The sequence below is a fragment of the Marinomonas colpomeniae genome, assembly GCF_014803385.1.
GTDB classification, from domain to species: domain Bacteria; phylum Pseudomonadota; class Gammaproteobacteria; order Pseudomonadales; family Marinomonadaceae; genus Marinomonas; species Marinomonas colpomeniae.
Map to the genome: position 1 here is coordinate 800,300 of NZ_JACYFC010000001.1, position 22,776 is coordinate 823,075.

17 protein-coding genes are annotated in these 22,776 nt (G+C 39.9%); 4 read left to right on the forward strand and 13 right to left on the reverse strand.

Annotated features, from left to right (window positions below):
- Positions 1-519: 519 nt before the first annotated feature.
- The 3 genes from IF202_RS03790 to IF202_RS03800 are packed head-to-tail and all read right to left on the reverse strand — an operon-like array spanning position 520 to position 4,592.
- Positions 520-1,137: an RluA family pseudouridine synthase gene (locus IF202_RS03790; RefSeq protein ID WP_191593521.1), complete on the reverse strand. Its 618-nt coding sequence runs from the start codon at positions 1,135-1,137 to the stop codon at positions 520-522.
- A gap of 6 nt (positions 1,138-1,143) precedes the next feature.
- Complete coding sequence (gene rapA, locus IF202_RS03795; RefSeq protein ID WP_191593522.1) at positions 1,144-3,972, reverse strand: RNA polymerase-associated protein RapA; 2,829 nt, start codon at positions 3,970-3,972, stop codon at positions 1,144-1,146.
- Between the two features lie 2 nt (positions 3,973-3,974).
- Positions 3,975-4,592, reverse strand: coding sequence for a YigZ family protein (locus tag IF202_RS03800; RefSeq protein WP_191593523.1), 618 nt, complete (start codon positions 4,590-4,592; stop codon positions 3,975-3,977).
- A gap of 54 nt (positions 4,593-4,646) precedes the next feature.
- Here IF202_RS03800 and IF202_RS03805 point away from each other — a divergent pair, with 54 nt between their 5' ends.
- Entirely contained in the window at positions 4,647-5,957 is a 1,311-nt protein-coding gene (locus IF202_RS03805; protein ID WP_191593524.1) for a DNA recombination protein RmuC, read from the forward strand.
- On the opposite strand, the gene IF202_RS03810 is transcribed toward IF202_RS03805, so the two are convergent.
- The 5 genes from IF202_RS03810 to IF202_RS03830 form a co-directional block, all read right to left on the reverse strand.
- Positions 5,954-7,129, reverse strand: a complete 1,176-nt coding sequence (locus IF202_RS03810; protein ID WP_191593525.1) for a cation diffusion facilitator family transporter — start codon at positions 7,127-7,129, stop codon at positions 5,954-5,956. The two genes, IF202_RS03805 and IF202_RS03810, sit on opposite strands and share 4 nt — an antisense overlap.
- Before the next feature lie 156 nt (positions 7,130-7,285).
- Positions 7,286-8,182 carry a recombination-associated protein RdgC gene (locus IF202_RS03815; protein ID WP_191593526.1) on the reverse strand — a complete coding sequence of 299 codons (897 nt, stop codon included), beginning with the start codon at positions 8,180-8,182 and terminating at the stop codon, positions 7,286-7,288.
- 2 nt (positions 8,183-8,184) lie between these two features.
- A complete protein-coding gene (locus IF202_RS03820; RefSeq protein WP_191593527.1) occupies positions 8,185-8,763 on the reverse strand; it encodes a thymidine kinase in 579 nt (192 codons plus the stop codon).
- Between the two features lie 132 nt (positions 8,764-8,895).
- Positions 8,896-9,174, reverse strand: coding sequence for a LexA regulated protein (gene ybfE, locus IF202_RS03825; protein ID WP_191593528.1), 279 nt, complete (start codon positions 9,172-9,174; stop codon positions 8,896-8,898).
- A 108-nt stretch (positions 9,175-9,282) separates the two neighbouring features.
- A complete protein-coding gene (locus IF202_RS03830) occupies positions 9,283-11,331 on the reverse strand; it encodes a carboxy terminal-processing peptidase (protein ID WP_191593529.1) in 2,049 nt (682 codons plus the stop codon).
- Positions 11,332-11,452: 121 nt separating this feature from the next.
- On the opposite strand from IF202_RS03830, the gene IF202_RS03835 reads away from it, so the two are divergent.
- Positions 11,453-12,751 (forward strand): M18 family aminopeptidase, encoded by a 1,299-nt coding sequence (locus tag IF202_RS03835; protein ID WP_191593530.1) that lies wholly within the window; start codon positions 11,453-11,455, stop codon positions 12,749-12,751.
- Positions 12,752-12,830: 79 nt separating this feature from the next.
- Here the strand turns inward: IF202_RS03835 and IF202_RS03840 are convergent, their stop codons facing one another.
- Together IF202_RS03840 and IF202_RS03845 are read right to left on the reverse strand one after the other, a co-directional pair.
- Positions 12,831-14,156, reverse strand: a complete 1,326-nt coding sequence (locus IF202_RS03840) for a TolC family outer membrane protein (RefSeq protein WP_191593531.1) — start codon at positions 14,154-14,156, stop codon at positions 12,831-12,833.
- 220 nt (positions 14,157-14,376) lie between these two features.
- Positions 14,377-15,606: a hypothetical protein gene (locus IF202_RS03845; RefSeq protein WP_191593532.1), complete on the reverse strand. Its 1,230-nt coding sequence runs from the start codon at positions 15,604-15,606 to the stop codon at positions 14,377-14,379.
- A 118-nt stretch (positions 15,607-15,724) separates the two neighbouring features.
- Here IF202_RS03845 and xni point away from each other — a divergent pair, with 118 nt between their 5' ends.
- A complete protein-coding gene (xni, locus tag IF202_RS03850) occupies positions 15,725-16,528 on the forward strand; it encodes a flap endonuclease Xni (protein ID WP_191593533.1) in 804 nt (267 codons plus the stop codon).
- On the opposite strand, the gene IF202_RS03855 is transcribed toward xni, so the two are convergent.
- Positions 16,512-17,348: a hypothetical protein gene (locus IF202_RS03855; protein ID WP_191593534.1), complete on the reverse strand. Its 837-nt coding sequence runs from the start codon at positions 17,346-17,348 to the stop codon at positions 16,512-16,514. The two genes, xni and IF202_RS03855, sit on opposite strands and share 17 nt — an antisense overlap.
- The gene (locus IF202_RS03860; protein ID WP_191593535.1) at positions 17,345-18,508 is read right to left on the reverse strand and encodes a methyl-accepting chemotaxis protein; all 1,164 of its coding nucleotides are present in this window, start codon (positions 18,506-18,508) and stop codon (positions 17,345-17,347) included. Before IF202_RS03860 ends, IF202_RS03855 begins: the two co-directional genes overlap by 4 nt.
- Before the next feature lie 626 nt (positions 18,509-19,134).
- Between IF202_RS03860 and gltX the strand changes: the two genes are divergently transcribed.
- The gene (gltX, locus tag IF202_RS03865) at positions 19,135-20,616 is read left to right on the forward strand and encodes a glutamate--tRNA ligase (RefSeq protein ID WP_191593536.1); all 1,482 of its coding nucleotides are present in this window, start codon (positions 19,135-19,137) and stop codon (positions 20,614-20,616) included.
- A 163-nt stretch (positions 20,617-20,779) separates the two neighbouring features.
- Here gltX and IF202_RS03870 read toward each other — a convergent pair whose 3' ends face one another.
- Positions 20,780-22,669, reverse strand: a complete 1,890-nt coding sequence (locus IF202_RS03870) for a methyl-accepting chemotaxis protein (protein WP_191593537.1) — start codon at positions 22,667-22,669, stop codon at positions 20,780-20,782.
- Positions 22,670-22,776: the final 107 nt, after the last annotated feature.

A 22,776-nucleotide genomic window follows, 5' to 3' on the forward strand; every position in this document is an offset into this window, starting at 1 on the left:
AACCACAGATACAAAGATTATCAATCTTTGTATCTTCTCAATGCTGAAGCAAAGAATATTTCAGTTTTTACATGCATGCTTTATCTTACATGTTATCAATCTTGATACACTCCGTTCGACGCAACAACGTTGCGCGACTTTATAGTGTTTCTGAGTCATTAAAAGAAAGTCTTTCTTCAACCTAAAGAAACACTCTATGTTTACATGCATGCTTTATCTTGCATATTAGAATCTCTGAAGATATTAGTTCGACGCAACAGAGTTGCGCGACCTTATGGTGTTTCTGAGTCATTAAAAGAAAGTATCTCTTCAGCCTAAAGAAACACTCTATGCCTTACGCACTTGTTCGAATCGCTATTGTTTGTCGTGTACGAAAGGAATGAGTCGTTAAAGATTTTAAAGAGACTTTTTGGTTACTTTTACGGATCTGGGTAAAAGTTACACGCCCAGCAGGGCGGAATAATGCTTAAGAATACAAAGCGTTGAATGGAGTCCAAAGAAGAAAATTTGCGATTAAAGCTAAAAAGGACAGGGCGCTACAAACGCTACCCAAGCCTTTGTAAAAGGATGCCGAAACTCCAACCGATAAGCATGAAGCAGTAACCGTGGTTCATTAGTGTATTCATCGTCGTAGAATTCATCGCCTATGATACCGTGACCAAGGCTTTGCATGTGAACGCGAAGCTGATGAGAACGACCAGTGTAAGGTGTTAATCGAACACGTGTCGTATTGCCTTCATAGGCAATTGGTTCCCATAGGGTAATGGAGTCTTTGCTCCATTCGTCCGTGCAGACTATTTGCCTTGGACGGTTCGGCCAATCACAACGTAATGGCTTTCTTACTGAGCCACCTTCGCCTAACAGTTTGCCGCGCAACAGTGCTCGGTATTCTTTCTGTACTTCTCGTTCACGAAAATACGCATTCATGCGCTTTTGGCATTCATGGGTTTTCGCGACAAGGATGAGTCCAGAAGTGGCTTCGTCTAATCGATGAATGGTAAAGGCTTCACCAAATTCCTGCTCGGCTCTGTGCAAAATAGAATCGAGTTTGTCTGGGCCCCTACCGGGCACAGACAAACAGTTAGCAGGTTTATTGACGACGGCGAACCATTCATCTTCATAGAGTATGTCTAGCAACTAAGCTTATTCCGGCTTAGTGGTTAAGATGATACGAATCGCGTCGAGACGGATTTGGTGTTCATCAATACGAACGAGACCTTCTTGCATGTTGTTTTCCAAGAGCTCAATGTCTTCATCACGAATCGCTTCGTTGAATTCTTTCAATTCGATGAGTCGATCAATCTCGCTTTGACAACGATGTTGATAGGTCGATTTAGCCGCATGAACAATCGGTCGTGCTTGATCTTGTGCGTTTAGCTGATGCGCTTGAAGCACTTCAATCAAGTTTTTACGCAAGGCCGCGACCCATTGTTCTGCGACTCGGTTTGGTACACCTTTCAGTTTTTCTGCCCATTTATCGGCGGTGAATTGCTGATGTAGGAACTTGCCATTGGAATCCGACAATTGCCACATTGGTGTCATCGGTAGAGATTGTGTGAGCTTTAAACGCGGGTGCGCTGTGGCTTCAATCACAAACATACTTTCGACTAATACTGTGCCTTCTGGAAGCGCAGAAATTGGTAAAATAGCCGATGTTAGCTTACCAGAATCAAACCCTTGGACTTCATCCATCAGCATGGTGATAAGCGGATGTTCCCACGTAGCAAAGGCGACGCTTTCGCGTTGGCTTGCTTGACGGCGATCTAGCATCAGCATTTTGCCTTCTTCTTCTATGCCCGGTAACGCTTCTAGCATCATGTCAGTAGAAGGGCGTAGGAACCACGCAGCTTTTTCTGGTGTGTCGTCCATGCAATCCGCATAAATATTAAACGCGTGAGTTACTTGTTCAATATAATGATGCAGACCTTTGGTTGCCTGATGATTAATTTGTTCGATAAGGTCTTTCGCTTCTTCTGGGCGACAAGAACTCATTTCTAATAAGCGATTACGACCCGCTTCCATTTTTTTCAAAATGGCTTCGTGGTAGATGTGTGCTTCTTTCAGCAAATCTGTATCGTCATCTTCGCCATGTAAATAAGAATGTAAGCTGTCACCAAAAGCTTCTTCTACTTTTCCGCCAGAACCTGTTGTACGGCAAAAAGCGTTAAGTGCATGGTGATACCAATTGAACAGGCGCTCTTGTACGCTTTGGTTTATATAAGGCACATGAATTTGAACATCGTTTAGCTGCCCTAGACGATCCAAGCGACCAATGCGTTGCTCTAGTAAATCAGGGTGCTCTGGCAAATCGTACATGACGATATGATGGCTAAATTGGAAGTTACGACCTTCACTGCCTATTTCTGAACACACTAGAATTTGCGCGCCGTCTTCGTCTGCAAAGTACGCAGCCGCTCGGTCACGGTGAATCAACGGCATTTGCTCGTGGAAGTCGGCGCTTTGGAAACCAGCAAAGGTTAGTTGATCGTTAAGCCATTGAGCCATGTCTGCTGAGTGACAAATCACAAGGACTTTGTCTGCTTGGCATTCTAGGAATTCTTTTAGCCACAACCAGCGTGGATCTTTTTCCCACAATCCATCAGAGACGTCCGTTTCTGGCAATACGTGATGGCTTGCAGACTCGAAGAATTCATTGTTTTCGAGTGGGTAGGAATGTAGGTAACGATCTGGGAAACCACCAACAGCGGCCCGTGTGTTACGGAACATTTCGCGTCCAGTACCATGTCTATCAATTAACCAACTAATAGCGTCTTTTGCCGCTTGGGTTTGAGCGCTGCCAGTTGTAGTGGTTAATTCAACGAACCAGTCTTTGGCTTTTACTTCGTTCAAATAAGAGCCAAATGCTTCATTCCAGTTTAGTGCTGCTGTTTCGCTGTCTTCTTCACTAAACGGCAATAAAGCTTCTGCTAGTTCGGCGGCCTGCTTGAATTCGTTCTGTTGTGCTTGGTAACGATCAAAATCGTGATAATGGTCGGCATCCAATAGTTGTAAACGAGAGAAATGCTCACGTTCGCCGGTTTGTTCTGGCGTTGCACTCAATAGCAATAAAGATTCCGTTTTAGCGGCCAAACGAGCCACGACTTGATAGCCAATACTTGGTGTTTCTGGGTGCCAAGCTAAATGGTGTGCTTCATCCACAATGACCATGTCCCATTCTGCGTCAAGCATGTGCTGAGTCGCTTTCGGGTGTTGGCTCGCCCAATCGATTGGCGAGATAACAAATGGCTGTTGTTCAAATGGATTGTCGTCACCTTCCATGAAGTCTTCGTAGACAGACTCATTTATTAATGAGAATGGTTGATGGAAGCGACGTAACATTTCAACCAGCCATTGGTGTTGAAGGTTGGTTGGCGTCAGAATAAGAACGCGCTTACATAGACCGTTTAAAAGGCGTTGATGCAATATTAAGCCGGCTTCTAGGGTTTTCCCCATGCCGACTTCGTCACACAAAAGTGCACGGGCTTTTGGTCTATTCGCAATGTTATGAGCTAAATAGATTTGATGAGGAAGAAGCTCCGCTTTTAATCCCATTAAGCCACGAACAGGTGATGCGGCATTAGCAGCTTGGTGTTCTAGGGTATGACGACGTAAGTCAAACCACATACGACGTGCAGGAGACAACGCTAATAAAGAGTCCAGTTCGTTTTTATCATTACGAGGGAACTGAATAAGCGATTCTTCTAACCAATCGTCATCATCGTTGATACGGTATTCAATAAGGCCGTCAATGTCTTCTACTTCTAAGATGACATAAGTTTCGTCTTGGAAGTAGAGCTCATCACCAGCGGTTAAAGTGCGTCGAACAAGACTGGTTTGGTCATGTGAGTATTGACGGTCTGTTTCCGCATCAGGAAAGTGTATTGTGAAAGACTTGTTTTGATTGTCTACTATCATGCCTACGCCGAGATCAGGCTCGTTGCGGCTACTCCATCTTTGTCCAGTTTGGTACATGGTTATGCGTTGTCCGGTTCAATTAAAGTTAAGCTACCTTGGCACAAATCCGTCAGTATGACTTTTTGCTCAGGCCAAGTACGTTCAATAACAGCAAGGTTAATTACTATGTTGTCACTGTAGGTTTTATCGGTTATTTCTATGTCACTCTGTTCTAGCCAATATTCAACCTTTCCTAATAAAGAGTAGGCGATTTTTAGCTCAACAGGGGAACGGGGGTAAACTTTCTCATGTTCTGTGTGTAAAAGTGCTTCTTGTGTTGCTTGACTGTAGGCTCTTACTAAGCCGCCAGCGCCCAATTTTATGCCACCAAAAAAGCGTGTTACTACCACCGTTGTTTCACCAAAATCTGAATGTTGTAAAACATTCATCATGGGTTTTCCTGCGGTGCCTTTTGGTTCACCATCATCACTTTGGTCCCACAAATGCACATTGTTAGGCGCGCCAGCAACGAAGCTCCAGCAATTATGGTTGGCGTCTGGATACTTAGCCCGCATTTCATTGATAAATGCTTTCGCTGCTTCACGACCATTTGTTCTGCTTACCGTAGTAATGAACTGGCTATTTTTGATTTCAAGATCAAAGCGTTGCGTGTGTGTTGGGCTTAGGTAGTAATCCATGTAAACTTGCTTAACGGTTGTTTTCTCTATAAAAAATAGTGAGTTTTAATTCATATGACAGATTGGCTTTCACAATCAGTTTGGGTGTTATCGGGCTTTTGCATCGGCGCGATTCTTCTTTCTGGCATTGCTGCCGCTATTGTACAGGCTATGCGTCGTGAGTGGCAGCGTACACAAGAAAAAATGCAGCAACAAAACGAGGAATTATTACGACTTTTAGAACAATCGAAAGATCAAATTCATTATTTGGAAAAAGAGTCGCTGACATTAGAGCAGCAATTTGCTGCCGCGCAGAATATTTGGCAAGAAAAAGAAGTCTTTTATCGTGAGCAAAAAAAGCACAATGAGACAGAGTTTAAACAATTAGCGCACGATATTATGAGTCAGCAAGGACTGCAATTGGCGAAAGAGAACGAGCGCCAGCTTGGTACTTTGTTAACGCCGTTAGGTTCACAGATTCAGAAGTTTCAGGAAAGCGTAGAAAAGAGTTACCAAGAAGAAGCTCGTGAGCGCTTCTCTTTGGTAAAAGAAATTAAAGGCTTGCAGTTGCTTAATCAAAAAATAAGCGATGATGCTGTGAGTTTAACTCACGCCTTAAAAGGCCAAAATAAGTTACAAGGCGGTTGGGGAGAAGTCATTCTTGAGCGCATTCTTGAACGTTCTGGTTTGGAAAAAGGTCGTGAATACGATGTGCAAGCGTCTTATCAAACCGAAGAAGGGCGACGGCTTCAACCTGACGTAGTGATTCACCTTCCTGAAGGCAAACAAATTGTCGTTGATTCTAAAATGGTCTTGATTAGTTATTTAGCCTACATGGAAGCGGATACAGACGAAGACAGAAATAGAGCACTGAAACAGCATCTTGATGCGGTTCGTCGACATATGAAAGATTTGAGTGCTAAGTCCTATCACGATTTGCCGGGAATCACATCGCTGGACTTTGTTTTGCTATTTATTCCTATTGAAGCGGCATTTGGTTTAGCGTTACAGGGTGATAATGGCTTATTTAGTGAAGCGTTTGAGCACAACATCATTATTGTTGGTCCGTCTAATTTATTGGCGACATTACGTACCATTCAGAATATTTGGCGTAATGAAAAACAGAGTCAAAATGCTATTGAAATTGCTCGCCAAGCGGGCGCTATGTACGATAAGTTTTCAGGTTTTGTGCAAGACATGGACGATATTGGTAGCAAGTTGGAGGCGGTTAATCGCAGTCATGATTCTGCTTTTAAAAAGCTTACCGTAGGTCGAGGTAATTTGGTTTCTCGAGCTGAAAAACTCAAACAAATGGGAGCGAAAACAAACAAATCTTTGCCTGAAACGTATCTTAATGACGATCGTTTAAATGATGAAAACCATTAGGAAAAAGACCACAGTACGATGGCTTTTTGAATGTAATGTGTTGTTTGTAAGTCTAGAAGAATCCCCGCCGTTAGCCGTTTCAGATCTGCACCTTCTGGAACTTTATCTGATTGTGCAATGATTTCTATGTTTAGATTATTATTTAAATAGTGGAGTCGAGTATTTGGGATATCTAAGTAAGTCGTATGCTGGCGTAATAAGAAGCCTAAATCTGCAAGTATTTGGTGTCTAGCAGGTAGTTTTAACAGTGGCGGTTTGCCTGATTCTGGTCTTTCGATAAAACTTTCCGTTTGAATTTTTTCATCTGTGTCTATGTGCACCATCACATCTTCTACTTGAGGATGGGCTTTTTTAATGGTGTAGCCGACTAGATCCCCTAGGTAATGACCTTCACTAACACTGGCATGACTAGGAACGTGTATATGCATATCTAAATACACTTTTCCAGCCATAGATCTTGCTCTGATGTCATGAGGGGCCATGACGTTCTTTAAGCTATTGGCGGTTTCTTTTATTTGAGCAATAAGTTTTGGGTCAGGTGCGGTATCAACCAATTCTGCAAGGTTTTCCCAAACCATGCTAACCGCCATTTTTCCGATTAGTAATGCCACAACTATTGAGGCAACTATATCGGCCCAAGCGTAACCAAAATACACTCCGATTAATCCAACAAGTACCGCTACAGAAGACAAGGCGTCGCTACGACTGTGCCATGCATTAGCAATCAACATTTTGCTGTTAATTTGATCTCCTGCTTTCTTTGTATAATGAAAAATGGCTTCTTTAACAATAATAGTTAACAGAAGTGCCACTAGTCCATACCAAGTAAACTGTGCCTGTATGCCTTCCGCCTGTGCGGCAATGGATTGATAAGCAATGCCAATGGCAACAATAATGAGCACCATACCTAAAAAGACAGTGGTGAGGGTTTCAAAGCGAAGATGACCGTAAGGATGATTTTCGTCTGGCCCTTGTCGTGAGTTTGCAGAAGCAAAGTACACAAAAACATCGGTAACTAAATCGGATAGAGAGTGAATACCATCGGCCATAAGGGCTTGAGATTGGGAAAAATATCCTGCAAAGATTTTTGCTAAGCCTAAAAGAGCATCCCAAAAAGCGCCTACAAGTGTGACTCGTTTTGCAATGTCTTGTTCTTGCATTTGTTTTGACATTTATTCACTCAATAATGATAAAAAATGTTGTGGTGTGATGGCTTTTTTAGGTTTGTTTTTTGATATTTAAAGCGCATCACCATCTTTATTGGCTTAGCGGATGTTCTCCCCAAGCTTATCCACGACATCTGTGGAAAAGCTTAGGCAAAAGATGGCTTAGTCGATTTCAAACCAGAGTGCGTATGAAGCAAAAAACTCGCGCATGGTTAGAGACATCAAAGAGAAGTTCGCATCCATATCAGATTGACCACCGCCTTGTGAATCATTAAACGCCGCTTCTTTTAGAGCGTCATCGAATTTGATTTTGCGTAAGGTTAGGTCGTCATGTAATACGAAGCTAAGTTTGTCTGTCCAACGCAATGCCAAATTTTTCACAGCCATACCTTGTTCTAAATGGCGTGTAACATCTTCTGACAATGGTTCTAATGCTTTAAAACGAATGGTTGCTTTGTCTTCAGAACCATCTTGAATTTCACATTCATCACCGGTTTCTAGGCTGCTTGGTACTTCGTTTTTCACCAACCAATCTGTCATTAGAGAAGAAGGGGCTACTTGTGCTTGTAATGGTGACATTGGGAAGCTGCCAAGCGTGGTTTGTAAGTGCTTGAATAGTAATTCTGTCATGCCAGCATTAGTGCTGTTGATAACTAAAATTTTGGCTTTTAAGTCAATGTACGCCCAAATATCTGTACGTTTTGAAAACGCTTTTGGGCGCAAGGTGAAAACAAGCTCGTCTTTCATGTCTGTTTGTTCTTTACGGCCTACTTTACGACCTTCAAGAAGCTCAATCTCAGCGACTTTATTCTCTAATTCTTCACGAACAACGGAAGATGGTAAGACTTTTTCTTCTTTTCCTGCACGAAATAACAAGCAGCGGTCACTGGCTAGACTCCATTGCTCGCTGTTGCGGATGAGAGGCATCCAACCGAAAGAGAATTCATCCTGAGAACCGCATTCTGTTAGAGGGAATTCAGGGATTTTTTCAATAAGTTCATTTGTATCGAGTGATTCTGTGTCTTTTAGTTGAAATATTTGGGCGTTCTTGAACCACATAATTAGTCTCTCACTGCTTCTTTAAAGTGTTTTCGACAAACAGATAAGTAGCGATCATTGCCGCCAATTTCTACCTGTGCGCCTTCCTTAACAGGAATTCCTTGCTCATTAAGTCGAATGACCATGGTAGCTTTACTACCACAATGACACACGGTTTTTAATTCAATTAATTTGTCAGACCAAGCTAATAACGCTTGGCTTCCTTCAAATAGTTCACCTTGAAAATCAGTACGTATACCAAAAGCCAACACAGGAATGTGCATTTTATCAACAATTTCAGATAAATCGTAAACTTGCTCTTTGGTTAAAAACTGAGCTTCATCTATTAAAATGCAATTTAAAGTATTGTCTTGATTGTCATTATTTACTAATTGAGTAATGTCTGTGGTTCGATCAAACAAGCTGGCGTCTGCTGAAATACCAATACGAGAGGCAATTTTACCCGATTCAAAACGGTCATCTATTAAAGCCGTCATCAGTAAAACACGCATTCCTCGCTCTTGGTAATTATGAGCCGATTGTAATAAAACGGTTGATTTTCCTGCGTTCATCGCTGAATAGTAATAGTACAGTTTGGCCATATTAAGTCTGTTTATTCAGGTTGTTTGATAAATTGGCTGATGAGTATATCAAATCACTATTATGAGTGGGATTTTTTCAAATAATAAATAATAGGCGGTGATGCTTTTTAATTGGAGGTGATTTAGATTTTTCTAATTTTTAGCTTTCGACACAATACTTTTATTGATTTGCTGAGTTAGCCATTCTGCACGTTTAAGACCGTTTTTTTCACAAAGCTGGTCTAATTTATCTAGAGTTTCTTGTTCTATGATTAGTTCTAAGCGCTTCAATCCTTGTGCTCTTTCTTTTTCTCTCTGCACACGTTTATTAACTTTTAGTTGGTCCTTTCTAGTAAGTGCTTGAGTACGAGGTCTGCCAGCTGATTTACCAAATAAGTCGATAGTGTTCCGATCGGATGACGATTTTGCCATGGTGTAATTACAGTTCTATAGGTGGAAGGATATGTTGTTGATTTAAAAACAGTAACAAAAAGCCGTACTAGACGGCTTTTTGTTACTTATTACTTTAAACCTCAAGTTTTATTTCTTTGCTGTTTTTTGCTCAGCTTGTTTTTCAGCCAGTTGGTTGATGGCAATAAAATCTAATAATATCTCAGAGGCTTCTTTTGCGTAGGTATCTTCTTCTGAAACTTCTATGTCATCAACAGAAGCGAGTAGCTCTAATCCAAGGGCTTTACGTCGTGTGTTTTCACGTTCTAGCTCTCGGCTTTTTGCATCTTCTCTTTGTTTTATACGAGTACTTTCTTTCAGTGAAAGTACTTTGTAAGCTTCACTCTGTTCTTGGAACTCTTTGATCTGAGCGTTTATCGCAATAAAATTCGGATTTTGCGCCATACGTTCTTCATGGCGTGGCGCGAGAACAGGTAAGTAAGCAGGAATGCTCCAATAAACTGGGTAGCGAGTTTCATGGATTTTATCCCAAATTAGTGGATTGTCTAATGCACTTTCGCCAACTTCATCTTTATCAATAATGGAAGGGAAGAAAATATCGGGTACTACCCCTTTGTGCTGAGTACTTTCTCCTGAAACTCGATAAAACTTCGCTTGAGTCGCTTTGAGCTGGCCCTTATCAAGGTCTTGAAGTACTTGTACCGTACCTTTACCAAAGGTTTGGTCACCTAGAATGATTGCGCGTCCATAATCTTGTAAAGCACCCGCGACGATTTCAGAAGCGGAAGCACTCATACGGTTAACCAATACCGCCATAGGACCACTGTAGGTGATACTTATATCGGAATCGCCTAGAGGTGTCACTCGACCGCCTTGGTCTCGTATTTGAACAACAGGCCCTGAAGGAATAAATAGCCCTGTCAGTGAATTAGCTTCTTGTAATGAGCCACCACCGTTGTTTCTAAGGTCAAGGATTAGCGCAGAAACATCTTCTTTTTGTAATTCTTCAATCAGTCTTTTCGTGTCTCTTGTTGAACTTTTATAGTCTTTTTCACCTGCTTGGATAGCTGCAAAATCAGAATAAAAAGTAGGTAATGTAATGACACCTACTTTATAGGTGTTTCCATCACGCTCTATTTCAACTATTTCTTTTTGAGCTGATTGGTCTTCTAGTTTAACTTTTTCACGAACGATTTTTATCAATTTGCTAGTTTGTGTGTCGCCTTTACTAGGTGTTGTTTCCAAAATGACGGTAGTGTCTCGTTCACCACGTATCATGTCGACAACATCATCTAGACGCATGCCAACGACATCAATCATAGGCTCGCCTTCTTGTCCTACGGCAATGATTCTGTCGTTAGGAGAAAGTTCACTTTGTTTTGCTGCTGGACCACCAGGTACCAATCTCACTACTTTGGTGTAGTCATCGTCCATTTGTAGTACGGCACCAATACCTTCTAGGGACAAACTCATATTAATATTGAATGTCTCTGATGCACGTGGTGCAAAGTAACTAGTATGAGGGTCTAGAGCGGAAGTGACTGAGTTAGCAAAAATTTGAAAAACATCTACTGAATTAGTTTGATCAACTCGTTTTAATTGATTTTTATAACGGCGCTCAATGATTGATATTATTTCCTCTTCCTCTTCGCCATTTAGCTTAAGAGCGAGTGCGCGGTTCTTTATACGTTTGCGCCAGTAGTCATCTAATTGAGCATTAGTCTTCGCCCATTGCAGAGCTTCAGAGTCGGCATTGAGCGTCTCATCAATTGTGTAATCGAAGCCTTTTACCATCTCTGGAATGTTTTTCTGAAGATCTAATAGTCGTGTTTCAAGACGTTTGAGATAAAGGTTGTAGATGATGTAAGCAACTTGTGTATCGCCGTTTCTTAAAGCATCGTCAAAACTGTTTTTGTAACGAGACAGGGTTTCGATATCGTTTTTCAAAAAGAAGCTTTTGGTAGGGTCTAATGCGTCAATATAATAATCAAACGCCTTCGCTGAAATAGTATCATCGATGTGAGGTCTGTTATAATGAATACCTTCTAGCATCTCGACGAGTTCCTTCGAGACTTGGTCATATTCATGAGGTTGTTGTAATTCCTCATAAGCAGACGCAGAAGTGGAAACGAAAGCGTAGCCTGTTAATAGGCAAAGTAAAAAGCGTTTATAGTTCATCCAGGGTAGGTTCTCTCAGTCTATTTTATACGTCATGGCTAAAATCATATTAGACACTGGGCTCTAAGGCCAGCCAAAGTGTGAAAAAGTCACTTTTTAAAGCATTTTGCTGTAGGACATTATGGAACATTTAATTTTTAATGACGAATTGTTGACATTTCTTCAGTCTTCTCCGACGCCATTCCACGCAACAAGTAGTATGCGTCGTTCTTTGGAGGCAGAAGGTTTTACCGAATTATCGGAAGAAGATGATTGGGTAATTGAAGAGGGTGGTAAGTATTTTGTGACTCGGAATGAGTCTTCTTTGATTGCTTTTACGACGCCTCAACTTAATTTTAGTCAAACTGGGTGGCGCATGATTGGTGCCCATACAGACAGTCCTTGCTTGAAACTTAAACCAAATGCTCAAGTAGATCGATTTGGCTATCATCAGTTGGGTGTTCAAGTATACGGAGGAGTATTGCTGCATACTTGGCTAGACAGAGACTTGTCAATTGCCGGTCGAATCACGTTGAAAACAAAAGCAGGTGATATTGTAAGTCGATTAATCGACTTTAAAGACCCTATTGCTGTTGTTCCTAATTTGGCTATTCATTTGAATCGACAAGCGAATGAAGGCTTTTCGGTTAATCCTCAGGAAGAAATGTTACCTATTTTATGCGGTGCTGATAATGAGTTTGATCTACATAAATTATTAACAATGCAGCTTCAAAAGCAATATCCAGATTTATCCGTTGAGTCAGTATTAGATTTTGAATTGAGTTTGTATGATACGCAACCACCTGCTTTAGTGGGGCTACATAAAGAATATATTTGTTCGGCGCGTCTAGATAACTTACTCAGTTGTTTTGTTGGCTTGCAGGCGCTATTAAGTGATCCATCTGCACAACCAAGCTTGCTTATTTGTACCGATCACGAAGAAATTGGCAGTTTGTCAGCTTGTGGTGCTAATGGCCCATTTTTAGATGATGTTTTGCGACGTTTGACGCCAAATCCAGAGCAATATGTGCAAGGTATTCAGCGTTCAATGATGGTGTCTGCCGATAACGCACATGCTTTGCACCCTAACTATGCAAGTAAGCACGATGCAAATCATGCTCCTGCTATTAATAAAGGGGCTGTGATTAAAGTGAATGCGAATCAACGTTATGCTACGAATAGTGAAACGGCAAGTGTATATCGAGATATAGCAGCTCAAGAAAATTATGAGGTGCAATGCTTCGTTGTTCGTAGTGATATGGGGTGCGGTAGTACGATAGGGCCAATTACCTCTGGTGAGATAGGTGTGCCAACCATTGATATTGGCTTGCCGACTTTTGGTATGCATTCGATTCGAGAATTGGCGGGTAGTGAAGATGCCTATGGCTTGTATAAGGTTTTAGCTCGATTTACGCAACGAGAAAAGCTGATGACACGCTAATCAATCGTGTTGAGATTAAAAAAGCCGTAAAACTCAGTTTTACGGCTTTTTTGTTTGTGCTAATTTAGTCAGTTAGAGATTAATTTTTTGCAATTAACCACTTGTCTAGCTCTTTGATTTTTTCTTCTGTTAGGTCACCTGTTACTTCAAGTAAGCTAAGTTTTTTCAAAACAAAATTGTATCGATATTGTTCATACGTATTTTGTGCGTTGAAAAGATTTGATTGTGCATCAAGTAGTTCAACGATGTTACGTGTTCCCACATCGTACCCTGCTTTTGTTGCTTCAAGCGCACTAGTACGAGAGCGAATTAATTGTTGCTGAGCATCGATTTGAGCAACGGTAGTTTGTAAGTCTATATACAAACTACGGATGTTTAGCTCAATTTCTTGCAGAGAGCTCGCTCTTTGCTCGAATGCAGATTCAGCTTGTGCTGATGCTTGGCGAACAGACGCGTTAATTGAACCACCGCTGTACAGAGGAATGCTAACACCTAATGCGACAGATGCTGTATTGGTTACACCGTCAACATAAGATGTCGACGTTGTGTTGTAGTTGTTATCAGTACGCGATAAAGATCCGCTAAGTGCAACGGTTGGCGATCGACCATTTGATTTTTGGATATTAATATTATTTTCAGCGCTTTCGACAGAAAGGCTCAATATGCGAAGTTGCTTGTTATCGCGACGTGCTTTTTCGATCAAGAAGTCAACGGTCATGTTTGATTCCAGGCGGATCGGATAGTCTTTTGATAACTCTGGAATGCTTTTTAGAGTGCGGCCCGTGCGTTGCTGAAGCGCTCTTTGAGCGTATGACACGCTCGAACGTGCGCTAAGCTCTGTTACTCTAACAGAGTCATATTCTGCTTGAGCATCTTGCAAATCTGTAACAGAAGTCAAACCGACTTCATATTGCTTTTTCGCACGGTCTAACTGACTTGCAGTACTCTTTACTAAGGCTTCAGTTGTTTGTAATGTTGATTGTGCGATTAGTAAGTTGAAGTACTCAGTCAAGGTGGTTAATGCTAAATCTTCTTCTGCATTATTAAAGCTAACACCTGCGCTTTTACTACCTAACTCAACGGCATCAACCGCATAACCCAACGCAGGAGAGTAAATAGGATAGTCTAGTGATAAGGCTAAGGTGTTTGATGTATTTCCATACTCTACAGAAGGGGTATCAACATCATCATAGCCTAAGTCAGCACTGAAGCTAATATTAGGGTATAAATTGCCTTTTGTAACCGTTACACCTTCCTTTTGAGCTTGATACGTTGCTGCAGCAGCTCTTAGTCCTGGGTCATTTTGTTTAGCAAGTTTATAAACTTCGTAAATGCTTTCGGCATGAAGTGTTGTACTGCTTAAGATGGCAGCGGCTATCAGTGATGGTATAATATGCTTTTTCATAGATCTCTGTGGGCTCGTATTATGAAATATAGTTATAATACTACCTCAAGTACTTATCTTGGGGCAGTGCTATTCTCGCTATATCTATTATGACTATTGACCATATCATAACGGAATACTTTAAATAGTCTTCTAATGTGTAAACTTAATGCAACTACCGTTCTAGATGCATTTTATGTTCTCTATTTTATAAGACTATTTTTCAATTCAATTATTTATATTACTCCTTTAGTTCAATGTTATAAGTAATGGTTTTTTTCGAATTGGCTTTTATCTTCCCCGAGACTTCTATGCTATTAGCATTCAACTGAGTGACCTTGTTCTTTTCCAGTACTGTTATAATGCTATTTGTATTTTGTTTTATCGAATAGTGCTGTTCTTCATTTGAATGGTTTTGAATAGTGGCTTCCCAAGTTTGAATGCTAGGAAGTTTTTTAGATGAAGATTCAATTAGTGTCATGTAACCTGTAATGTCTTGGCTTTTATTTGTAATGACTTCTACTGAATTATTCTCTCTGACTGTATTTAGTGCAACCGTGTTACCTGGAATAAGTAAGTTTCCTCTTTTCCAAAATGTTTTGTATTCACCTGGAAGTCCGTCTTGCTCTAATGTAAATCCTAGTGTGTTATAAAAAGTAACATCGATCTTTCCTGAGCTATTATTGTGAGTGTAAAGCGAACCTGCTTGGATTTTACTGTCGATTGAACTACGACTGCTTGGTAATGAAAAAAGAGTGTTAGAGTAAGGTGCGATCGATAGCATTGGTCCATCAAGTGGATAGCTTATTTCGTTGTCTTGATATTCAACACTTTGTTTTGAGGAATCCATCGCCATTAAACTGCGTTCTGCTTTGAATACCTTAGGCGCTGAAGTCCTTGAGTAGTGTAATAAGCTGTCTTGAATTTCTATGGTGGAGCTTGAGCTGTTCTGCAGTATGGCTTGTTGAGAAAGAGATACTTGATCGTTGTCGAATATTAAACTGAGCTGCGGTGTCCATGATAACTGATTTGTCTGATAGCTGATTTTGTAAGGAATCGAAGTCGTTTCTGAGTTATCACTTTTTTCAAGTGGAATGAGGTAAAAATCATTTAAAGGTAAAGACGTTAATCTGTCGTTAATGGAGATTAAGAAAGAGCGTTCATTGTTTTCTATACTTGTTAGAACACCAGTGTAACTCAAATCCCGTTGTTTATGTTCGACTCTAATTTTTTGGCCAATTTCATCAAACCAGTTCTTATTTGCCGCATTTTGTAAATTACTGATTGGTAAAAAATCATCTTGAAGAGGGAGTAATGTCCCTGCATTAGGTTCAAGACTAATTTGTTGTCCGCTTTCAACGATTTGACTATTAGTTAGTCCAATCACGGCATTTATCGGTGCAGCAAAAATAGACGAAGATGTCGCGCCTAAAAGAATGCTGACGCAAAAGTATGAGTGTACTGTTTTCATAAGTAGAGTCCTTTTTATTTATAGTCAATTACACAATTTGTCGTGATGGGTGTTTACACATGTTACCCTAATAATTCGATGTAGTAGCAGTTTAATCTAGTAAAAATAAGGGTTTGGAGTGGAAAAAAAATTACTTATTGTTGACGGTTTGAATGTTATTCGACGTCTTTATGCTGCGCTTGAGTCAGAAAATGATGTAGATCGACGAGTTGAGCGAACGCAAAGTATTGCGATTGAAGCCTTGGCTAAATTAACCAGCCAATTTTCACCTTCTTATGCCGTGGTTGTATTTGATTCAAGTGGTAAAACGTGGCGTCATGAGTTTTATCCAGAGTATAAGTTAGGTCGTGTGCCAATGGATGACCAATTGTTAGACTCTTTACCTGATTTTGCTAAAGCGTTTCGTTTTAATAATCTGGCTTGTTTACGATTAGACGGTTGGGAAGCCGACGATTTGATTGCTACATTAGCGGTAAAGGCAGCTCAGAGCAATGTGAAGTCTTATATAGTGTCTACGGATAAAGGGTTTACTCAACTGCTCGATGATGAGCGTATTTATCAATATGACTACTTTGCCAAATTGGGCTATGACAAAGCTTGGGTGCCAGGGAAATATGGCGTTGAACCTCATCAATTAACAAATTATTGGGCTTTGGTTGGAGATACGACAAATCGTATTCCAGGAGTAAAGGGAATTGGTCCAAAAACAGCTTTAAGCATCATTAATGATTTCCCTACCATAGAAAAAATATACGCTAACTTGCCAACATTTTCTGAACGTATTCAGAAAATGTTGGCTGGTGGCTACGAGCAATGCATAAAATCGCGGACTTTAGTTGCCTTGAAAACAGATGTTGATATCGGTATTCGTCTTTCACAGCTTTCGTATTTAAATTCGGGTTCGACTAAAGCAAAACCTTAACATCTTTAATTGTTGTTTTTAGATCATTAAATCCGGCCAGAATAAAAACGAATACATGGTCTATTACTTGTGTGGCTTCTTGAAAAATCGAATCTGGATTTTCTTGGCATAGTGACGAATCTTTGACGCTTTTTTTTATTTCTGCAACAAAAGTAATGAGTCGTTTGTCTGTTGGGCTAGAAAGTGGAGATGTGAGATTTTGGTGATGTTCTTCTATTTTTCCTAATGTAAATAAAAGCTGTAGCTTTTTGTCTGCGCTCATTTCCTGTTTTGCTGCGACTTGCACTGAAAGTGCTCGAATCTGACCTAATGCTTCTGCCAGTTCTGGTAACGTTTTTACAAGTTGTTGTGCGGTGCTTCGTATGTATTCATGGCGATTAGACGTTAACGAAAATTCATCTGACATATCCCATACAGCATCAAGCTGGCGAGCAATAAGACCCGAGTGTAATTGAAAACTTTCTGAGCTGTTTATGTCACTACTATTGATTAGACGCTGCCATTGTTTAAATGGAAAGTGTGTACTGAGGGATGCAGGGTAATCATGATTTTCTTCAAAGGATAGCAGGTTGGAATAAAGCGTATCGATACTTGATTCCAGAACTGGAAGTTTTGCTTTAAATTCCAGCTTGCCATTGAGAAAACCTGAATGCATTCCTCTGTGTTGTTGAGTGAGTTTTATTAATTCGATAAATAAAGTGATACCTGAAACGCCCATTAATGCACGTTCTTTAGCTGCTTTTTTTGACCATATTTGTCGGCCTATTGCCATCAAAATAATAGTTAAACAGGTAAGAATAAAAAGGCTTGTTAACATCATAATTCTGTCTCCTTTTGTTCTAATCTAGAAGAAAGCCATTCCATGTATTTGACCATGTCTTTTGTATCTTTACTGACTTGGTTATGCTGTTCGCTTACTGTCGCAATGTTCTGTAATCGTTCCCCCATTTTTGAATTAGCAATACCAAACTCTGTGATTAACTGGGTTGAGTGCGTTATTTCCTCTTGAGTCGATTGGGCTGCACTATGAATAGACGTTAAAGCAATCGAGGTTATGTCTGAGCCTTTTGTTGCACTGGTAGCAAGTTCAATTAACTCTAAACTGGTTTGCTCTGATGAGTTTACTTCTGATGCAATAGAGGTCACTAGACGACTAATATCTTGAGTAGCATTTTCTGTGTGTTCTGCCAATAATCTTACTTCATTTGCAACAACAGCAAAGCCTCTGCCTGCATCGCCAGCTCTTGCTGCTTCAATTGAAGCATTCAATGAGAGTAAATTAATCTGCGAAGTAATTTGTTCTATAGTGGTAACAAATTCACTTATATCTTGCGCTGCTTTTGTTAGCTGCATCATTTGTGTCTGGTTATGAGTAACCGTAGATTGGATCTCGTGAACTTGTTGTTTTAACTCTTCTAGTGCAGTTTGTCCTTCTTCAGATTGTTGTCGAGTCTGATTGGCCATTGTGGATGTTGAATTAATTCTAGTAAGGATGTTTTTAATAGTAGTGGCCATTTCTTTACTTGTTAGGACAAGTGCATTTAAAGCTAAGTGCTCTTCTTGTGCTCCATCAGCAACCACATTTGAAGAGTTTTGAAGTTCTGTGGCGGTATAGCGCGTTTCTTGTGAGCAGCTTTGAAGCAGATGTTCTTTTCGGCTAAGGGCACGTAGTAATGTATTGATATGATGAGCCAGTTTATTAAACTCGGTATCGTTATAAGACAGGTTGACGACATCGTTGTGTTCGAGGTCTTCTAAATGTTGAGTGAGTTCTTTGATGCGCAATCTGGTGAGCTCGCTAGAGGACATTGCGAAATACACTAACAAACATGTTGTTAATACAATTACGATGTTTGCTTCTATAAAGATATGTGGGATAAAAATAGCTGAAACCGTTATTGCGCCCAATAATAAAACAATTAATAAACGTGCATAATAAGGCAGTGCGGCTATTAGAATAGCGCCTGGAGTTAGTAGCATAGCGATCCCTTTGAATTATAAATGAGCATTCTGAAGCTACTTCTTTGGTCTTAGCTAACTTCGCGCAAAGATCTTAATAAGAAGAATCACAATACTTTCCATTTTTTAATTAATCGTCACCACTCGCCAATTAGAACTGAACTAAGTTATTGAACTTGATATAGGATAAAGACAGACAACCGCCTTCTGAGATTTCCCTAATCACAAGGAACCTAATCAGATACTACTGAGCGATACAGCAGTGGGCGACGTTGCCATTAATGAGGTTAGCCAGCATTGACCAACATAGCCGTTAATATAGATATTAACGCTTTAACTTTTATTGCAAGATAAACGCCAAAAAAAGCCGTTGTTACTAAAAAATAATTTAGCGTCTACATTTCTCTAGGTTCTTGTTTTTCTTCATTTTAGTTTGATTTCCAATATTTGATGGCCCGTTAACTAATATTTTATTGAGCTGAAATGGTTCTTTTTATTAACTTTGAATCTTTTTAGGGCAACCTATGTACCAATGTAGAGCATAAAAATATTTATCTTGAAAATAAAATATCATCGAACCTCTTACTCATAAGCGATGAGAGGCTTATAATATCGGTATTTTAAGACAACAGATAAATGAGATTTTTATGTCAGAGGTAAGAACACGTATTGCGCCATCACCAACGGGTGACCCACATGTTGGTACGGCCTACATCGCGCTATTTAACATGGCGTTTGCACGTAAAATGGGTGGTAAGTTTATTTTACGTATTGAAGATACCGATCAAACCCGTAGTACGCCAGAATCTGAGAAAATGATTCTAGATGCCTTGCGTTGGTTGGGACTTGATTGGGCTGAAGGTCCAGATGTAGGTGGCGAATATGGTCCTTACCGCCAAAGTGAGCGTGGAGATATATACGCTCAATATGCTTTTGATTTGGTTGATAAGGGTCACGCGTTTTACGCTTTTGAAACAACAGAAGAGTTGGATCAAATGCGTATTGAGCAAAAAGAACAAGGTTTACCACAGAAATACGATGGTCGTGCATTGGCTTTGACTGCAGAAGATGTTCAGGCAAAATTAGATGCTGGGATTCCTTATGTCATTCGCATGAAAATTCCTGAAGAGGGCACTTGTATCGTTCAAGACATGTTGCGTGGGACAATCGAAATAGATTGGACTCAAGTCGATATGCAAGTGTTACTGAAAGCCGACGGCATGCCAACTTACCACCTAGCGAATGTAGTTGATGATCATTTGATGAAAATCACTCATGTTATTCGTGGTGAGGAATGGATCAATTCTGCGCCTAAGCATATATTGTTGTATCAATACTTTGGCTGGGACATGCCGACCCTGTGCCATATGCCTTTGTTACGTAACCCTGATAAATCTAAGTTGTCGAAACGTAAAAACCCTACGAGTATTTTGTACTACCAACGTATGGGTTACATGGCTGAATCAGTCATTAACTATCTAGGGCGTATGGGATGGTCCATGCCTGATGAGCGTGAAAAATTTTCATTAGATGAAATGATTGAAAATTTTGATATTCAACGAGTATCTCTTGGCGGTCCTGTTTTTGATGTAGAAAAATTGAGTTGGTTAAATGGTATGTGGATTCGTGAAAATTTGACTCCAGAAACCTTTGCTCAAAAATACGTTGAATGGGCGTTGAACCCTGAGTATTTGATGAAAATTTTACCTTTGATCATTCCACGAGTAGAAACCTTTTCTGATGTCGCAGACGTCGCAGGATTTTTCTTGAAAGGTATGCTACCAATTACGAAAGAAGATTTTGCTTCCGTTAAAATGGAAGAGGAAGTACTTCGTAAAGCGATGCAATTCGCCTTGTGGCGTTTAGAGGCGTTGAGTAAATGGGAAAAAGACGAAATATTCAATGAAATGAAAACCCTTGCCCAAACATTAGAAATTAAACCGAAAGACTTTTTTGCACCTTTATTCGTTGCTATTTCAGGTACGACAGCGTCGGTTTCGGTATTCGAATCTATGGCTATTCTAGGTTCTGACATTTCCCGTGCACGTATGCGTACGGCGGTAAATGTATTAGGTGGACCATCGAAGAAAGAAGCGAAACGCTGGGAAAAAGAATTCGCAGCATTGTAACTGTTCTTTTGAATAACCGTTTATGTAACTAAATCGCATAAACAGTTATTTAAAAATAAAAAAAACCGGCTTAAAGGCCGGTTTTTTTTATTCACTTTCTACTGCAGATTATTGCTTCTTCAGTACAGGGCTTTCCAATAAAAATCTTAATGCGTTATTGAACTTAAGACTGGGTCGTGAAAACACTCGTTTTCTTATTTAGGCTACTTACTTGGCTATGAATATCGCGAGTATTTTCTTCAATATTATTAATGTTGGTATTGTCTCGTTGCAATTGCTGAGCAATTTTGTCCATTTCCTCACTCATATGAATAGCTGTTTTCTCAACTTCTTTAATTGATCTTGCCATATCAATAGAGGATGCAGAACTAGTTTGAGCGTTTTGTTCTATTTCTAGAATTGCTACTTCAGCTTTCTCACTGAACTCTTCAATGGCATGTAAACTTTCTTGACCGCTGTGCATTGTCTCAATAGCGCTTTGTGTTGATGACTGAATCGTGCCAACGATATCGGTTATTTTTGCCGTCGCATCAACTGTTTTCTCTGCAAGAGAGCGAACTTCATCTGCAACCACTGAGAAACCTCTACCTGCTTCGCCTGCTCGCGCTGCTTCAATCGCTGCGTTAAGGGCTAGAAGGTTTGTTTGGTTTGCCAAGTCATTGATCATGCCAATAACATTGTCGATGTCTTTCGATAATTGACCTAGTTCATTTAGCTGAGTGCTTGTTTTATTTACTACACTTATGGTGCTTGCAAGGTTAGAAAGCGCGCCTTTTATTGTTTCTGCACCGACTTTTGCCGATTCATAAGTATTTTGAGATTGGCTACTTAAGTCAGCTGTAGTATGAGAAATGCTAGATATAGTGGTTGATATTTCTTCGGTCGCAGCTGCTAAGGAGTTGGTTTGTTGGCTGACCGAACGGTTGCTCTCTGCAATATTAGTCACAGAGGTATTTAGCTCGGTAACCATATTATTGACACCCTGTGTGGTATTCATAACATCGCCAATTACAGAGCCAAGACCACTTGTCATTTCATTAACTGATCCACATAACGAATCGAACTCATCATTACGCTTGTTGTTTACATATAGGCGTGCGGTTAAATCTCCGGCTTTTACTTTACCAAGATCTTTGATTATTTGACTAAGTGTTTTATTAACACTCTTGCCAATCCCCATAATGATTAGAGAGGCTAATATTGCAACAACAATACTAACAATTATTAGGCTTATACTTGCTTGTTGAGAGCTGGAAGAGGCTTGTTTGCGAGCTTCAAGAACTGCATTTTGCATATAGTCAACAGCAGTAGAACGGGTTTGATTAAAGTTTGCTTTACTGTTTAAAAAGGCAGTTTGAAATTCTTCTAATTTTTGGTTTTCTTTATCTAAATACTCTATTGCATCAAAGTAGGGTGTTATTACGGGGCCGAAACGCTCTTCTAGACCGAAGTCTACAACACGTTTATAGAATCCATTATAGCGTTCCGTAAAAACATTTTTATTTTCTGGCGTTGGCTCGAAAATAAAATTCTTTTCTGCTTCACGAACCGGTAGGAATTCTTGTTTAATTAGACTTAAAAAAGAAATCTCTTCAAGGACATGTTCACCTAAGGCAGAAATTTCTCCTTTAATGCCTGTTGAGGCATTAAACCCTATTTTTTGTTTTTCATTTATCAACAACATTAACGCTTCATTATAGTTATAAAGTGAGGTGCTAATGTTAGTTAAGGTTTTTTTAGCGTCTTCATCTTGAACTAGGTCTGTGTCTTCTTTAAGAATTGCTGCGAATTTATCATGGCTTGTATTGAGTTCTGTTAAAAAAGCTTCGTAAGATGTGTCATCTACACCGTTTAAGGATTCATACTCTTCCATTAAGTTAATAACGAGAGAGGCAAGGTTTTTATCTACAGTGGTTAAACGTTCAAATTTAGATGATGACGTTTCTTGAGTATTCAAACCTTGTAACGCAACAATCGTTACTGTGATGAAGCCAAGAATGGCGGCAATAAGAAGGGAGAGTAATTTGGTGCGAAAACTTAAATTGGCCAACATATTTAATCCTGTATTTTTATTATAGATTCTATAGATCATTGTAGTTATTTTAGTGAGACTAGAGCACTCTATTATGACCATTCATCTCATGTTTACAAATATACACA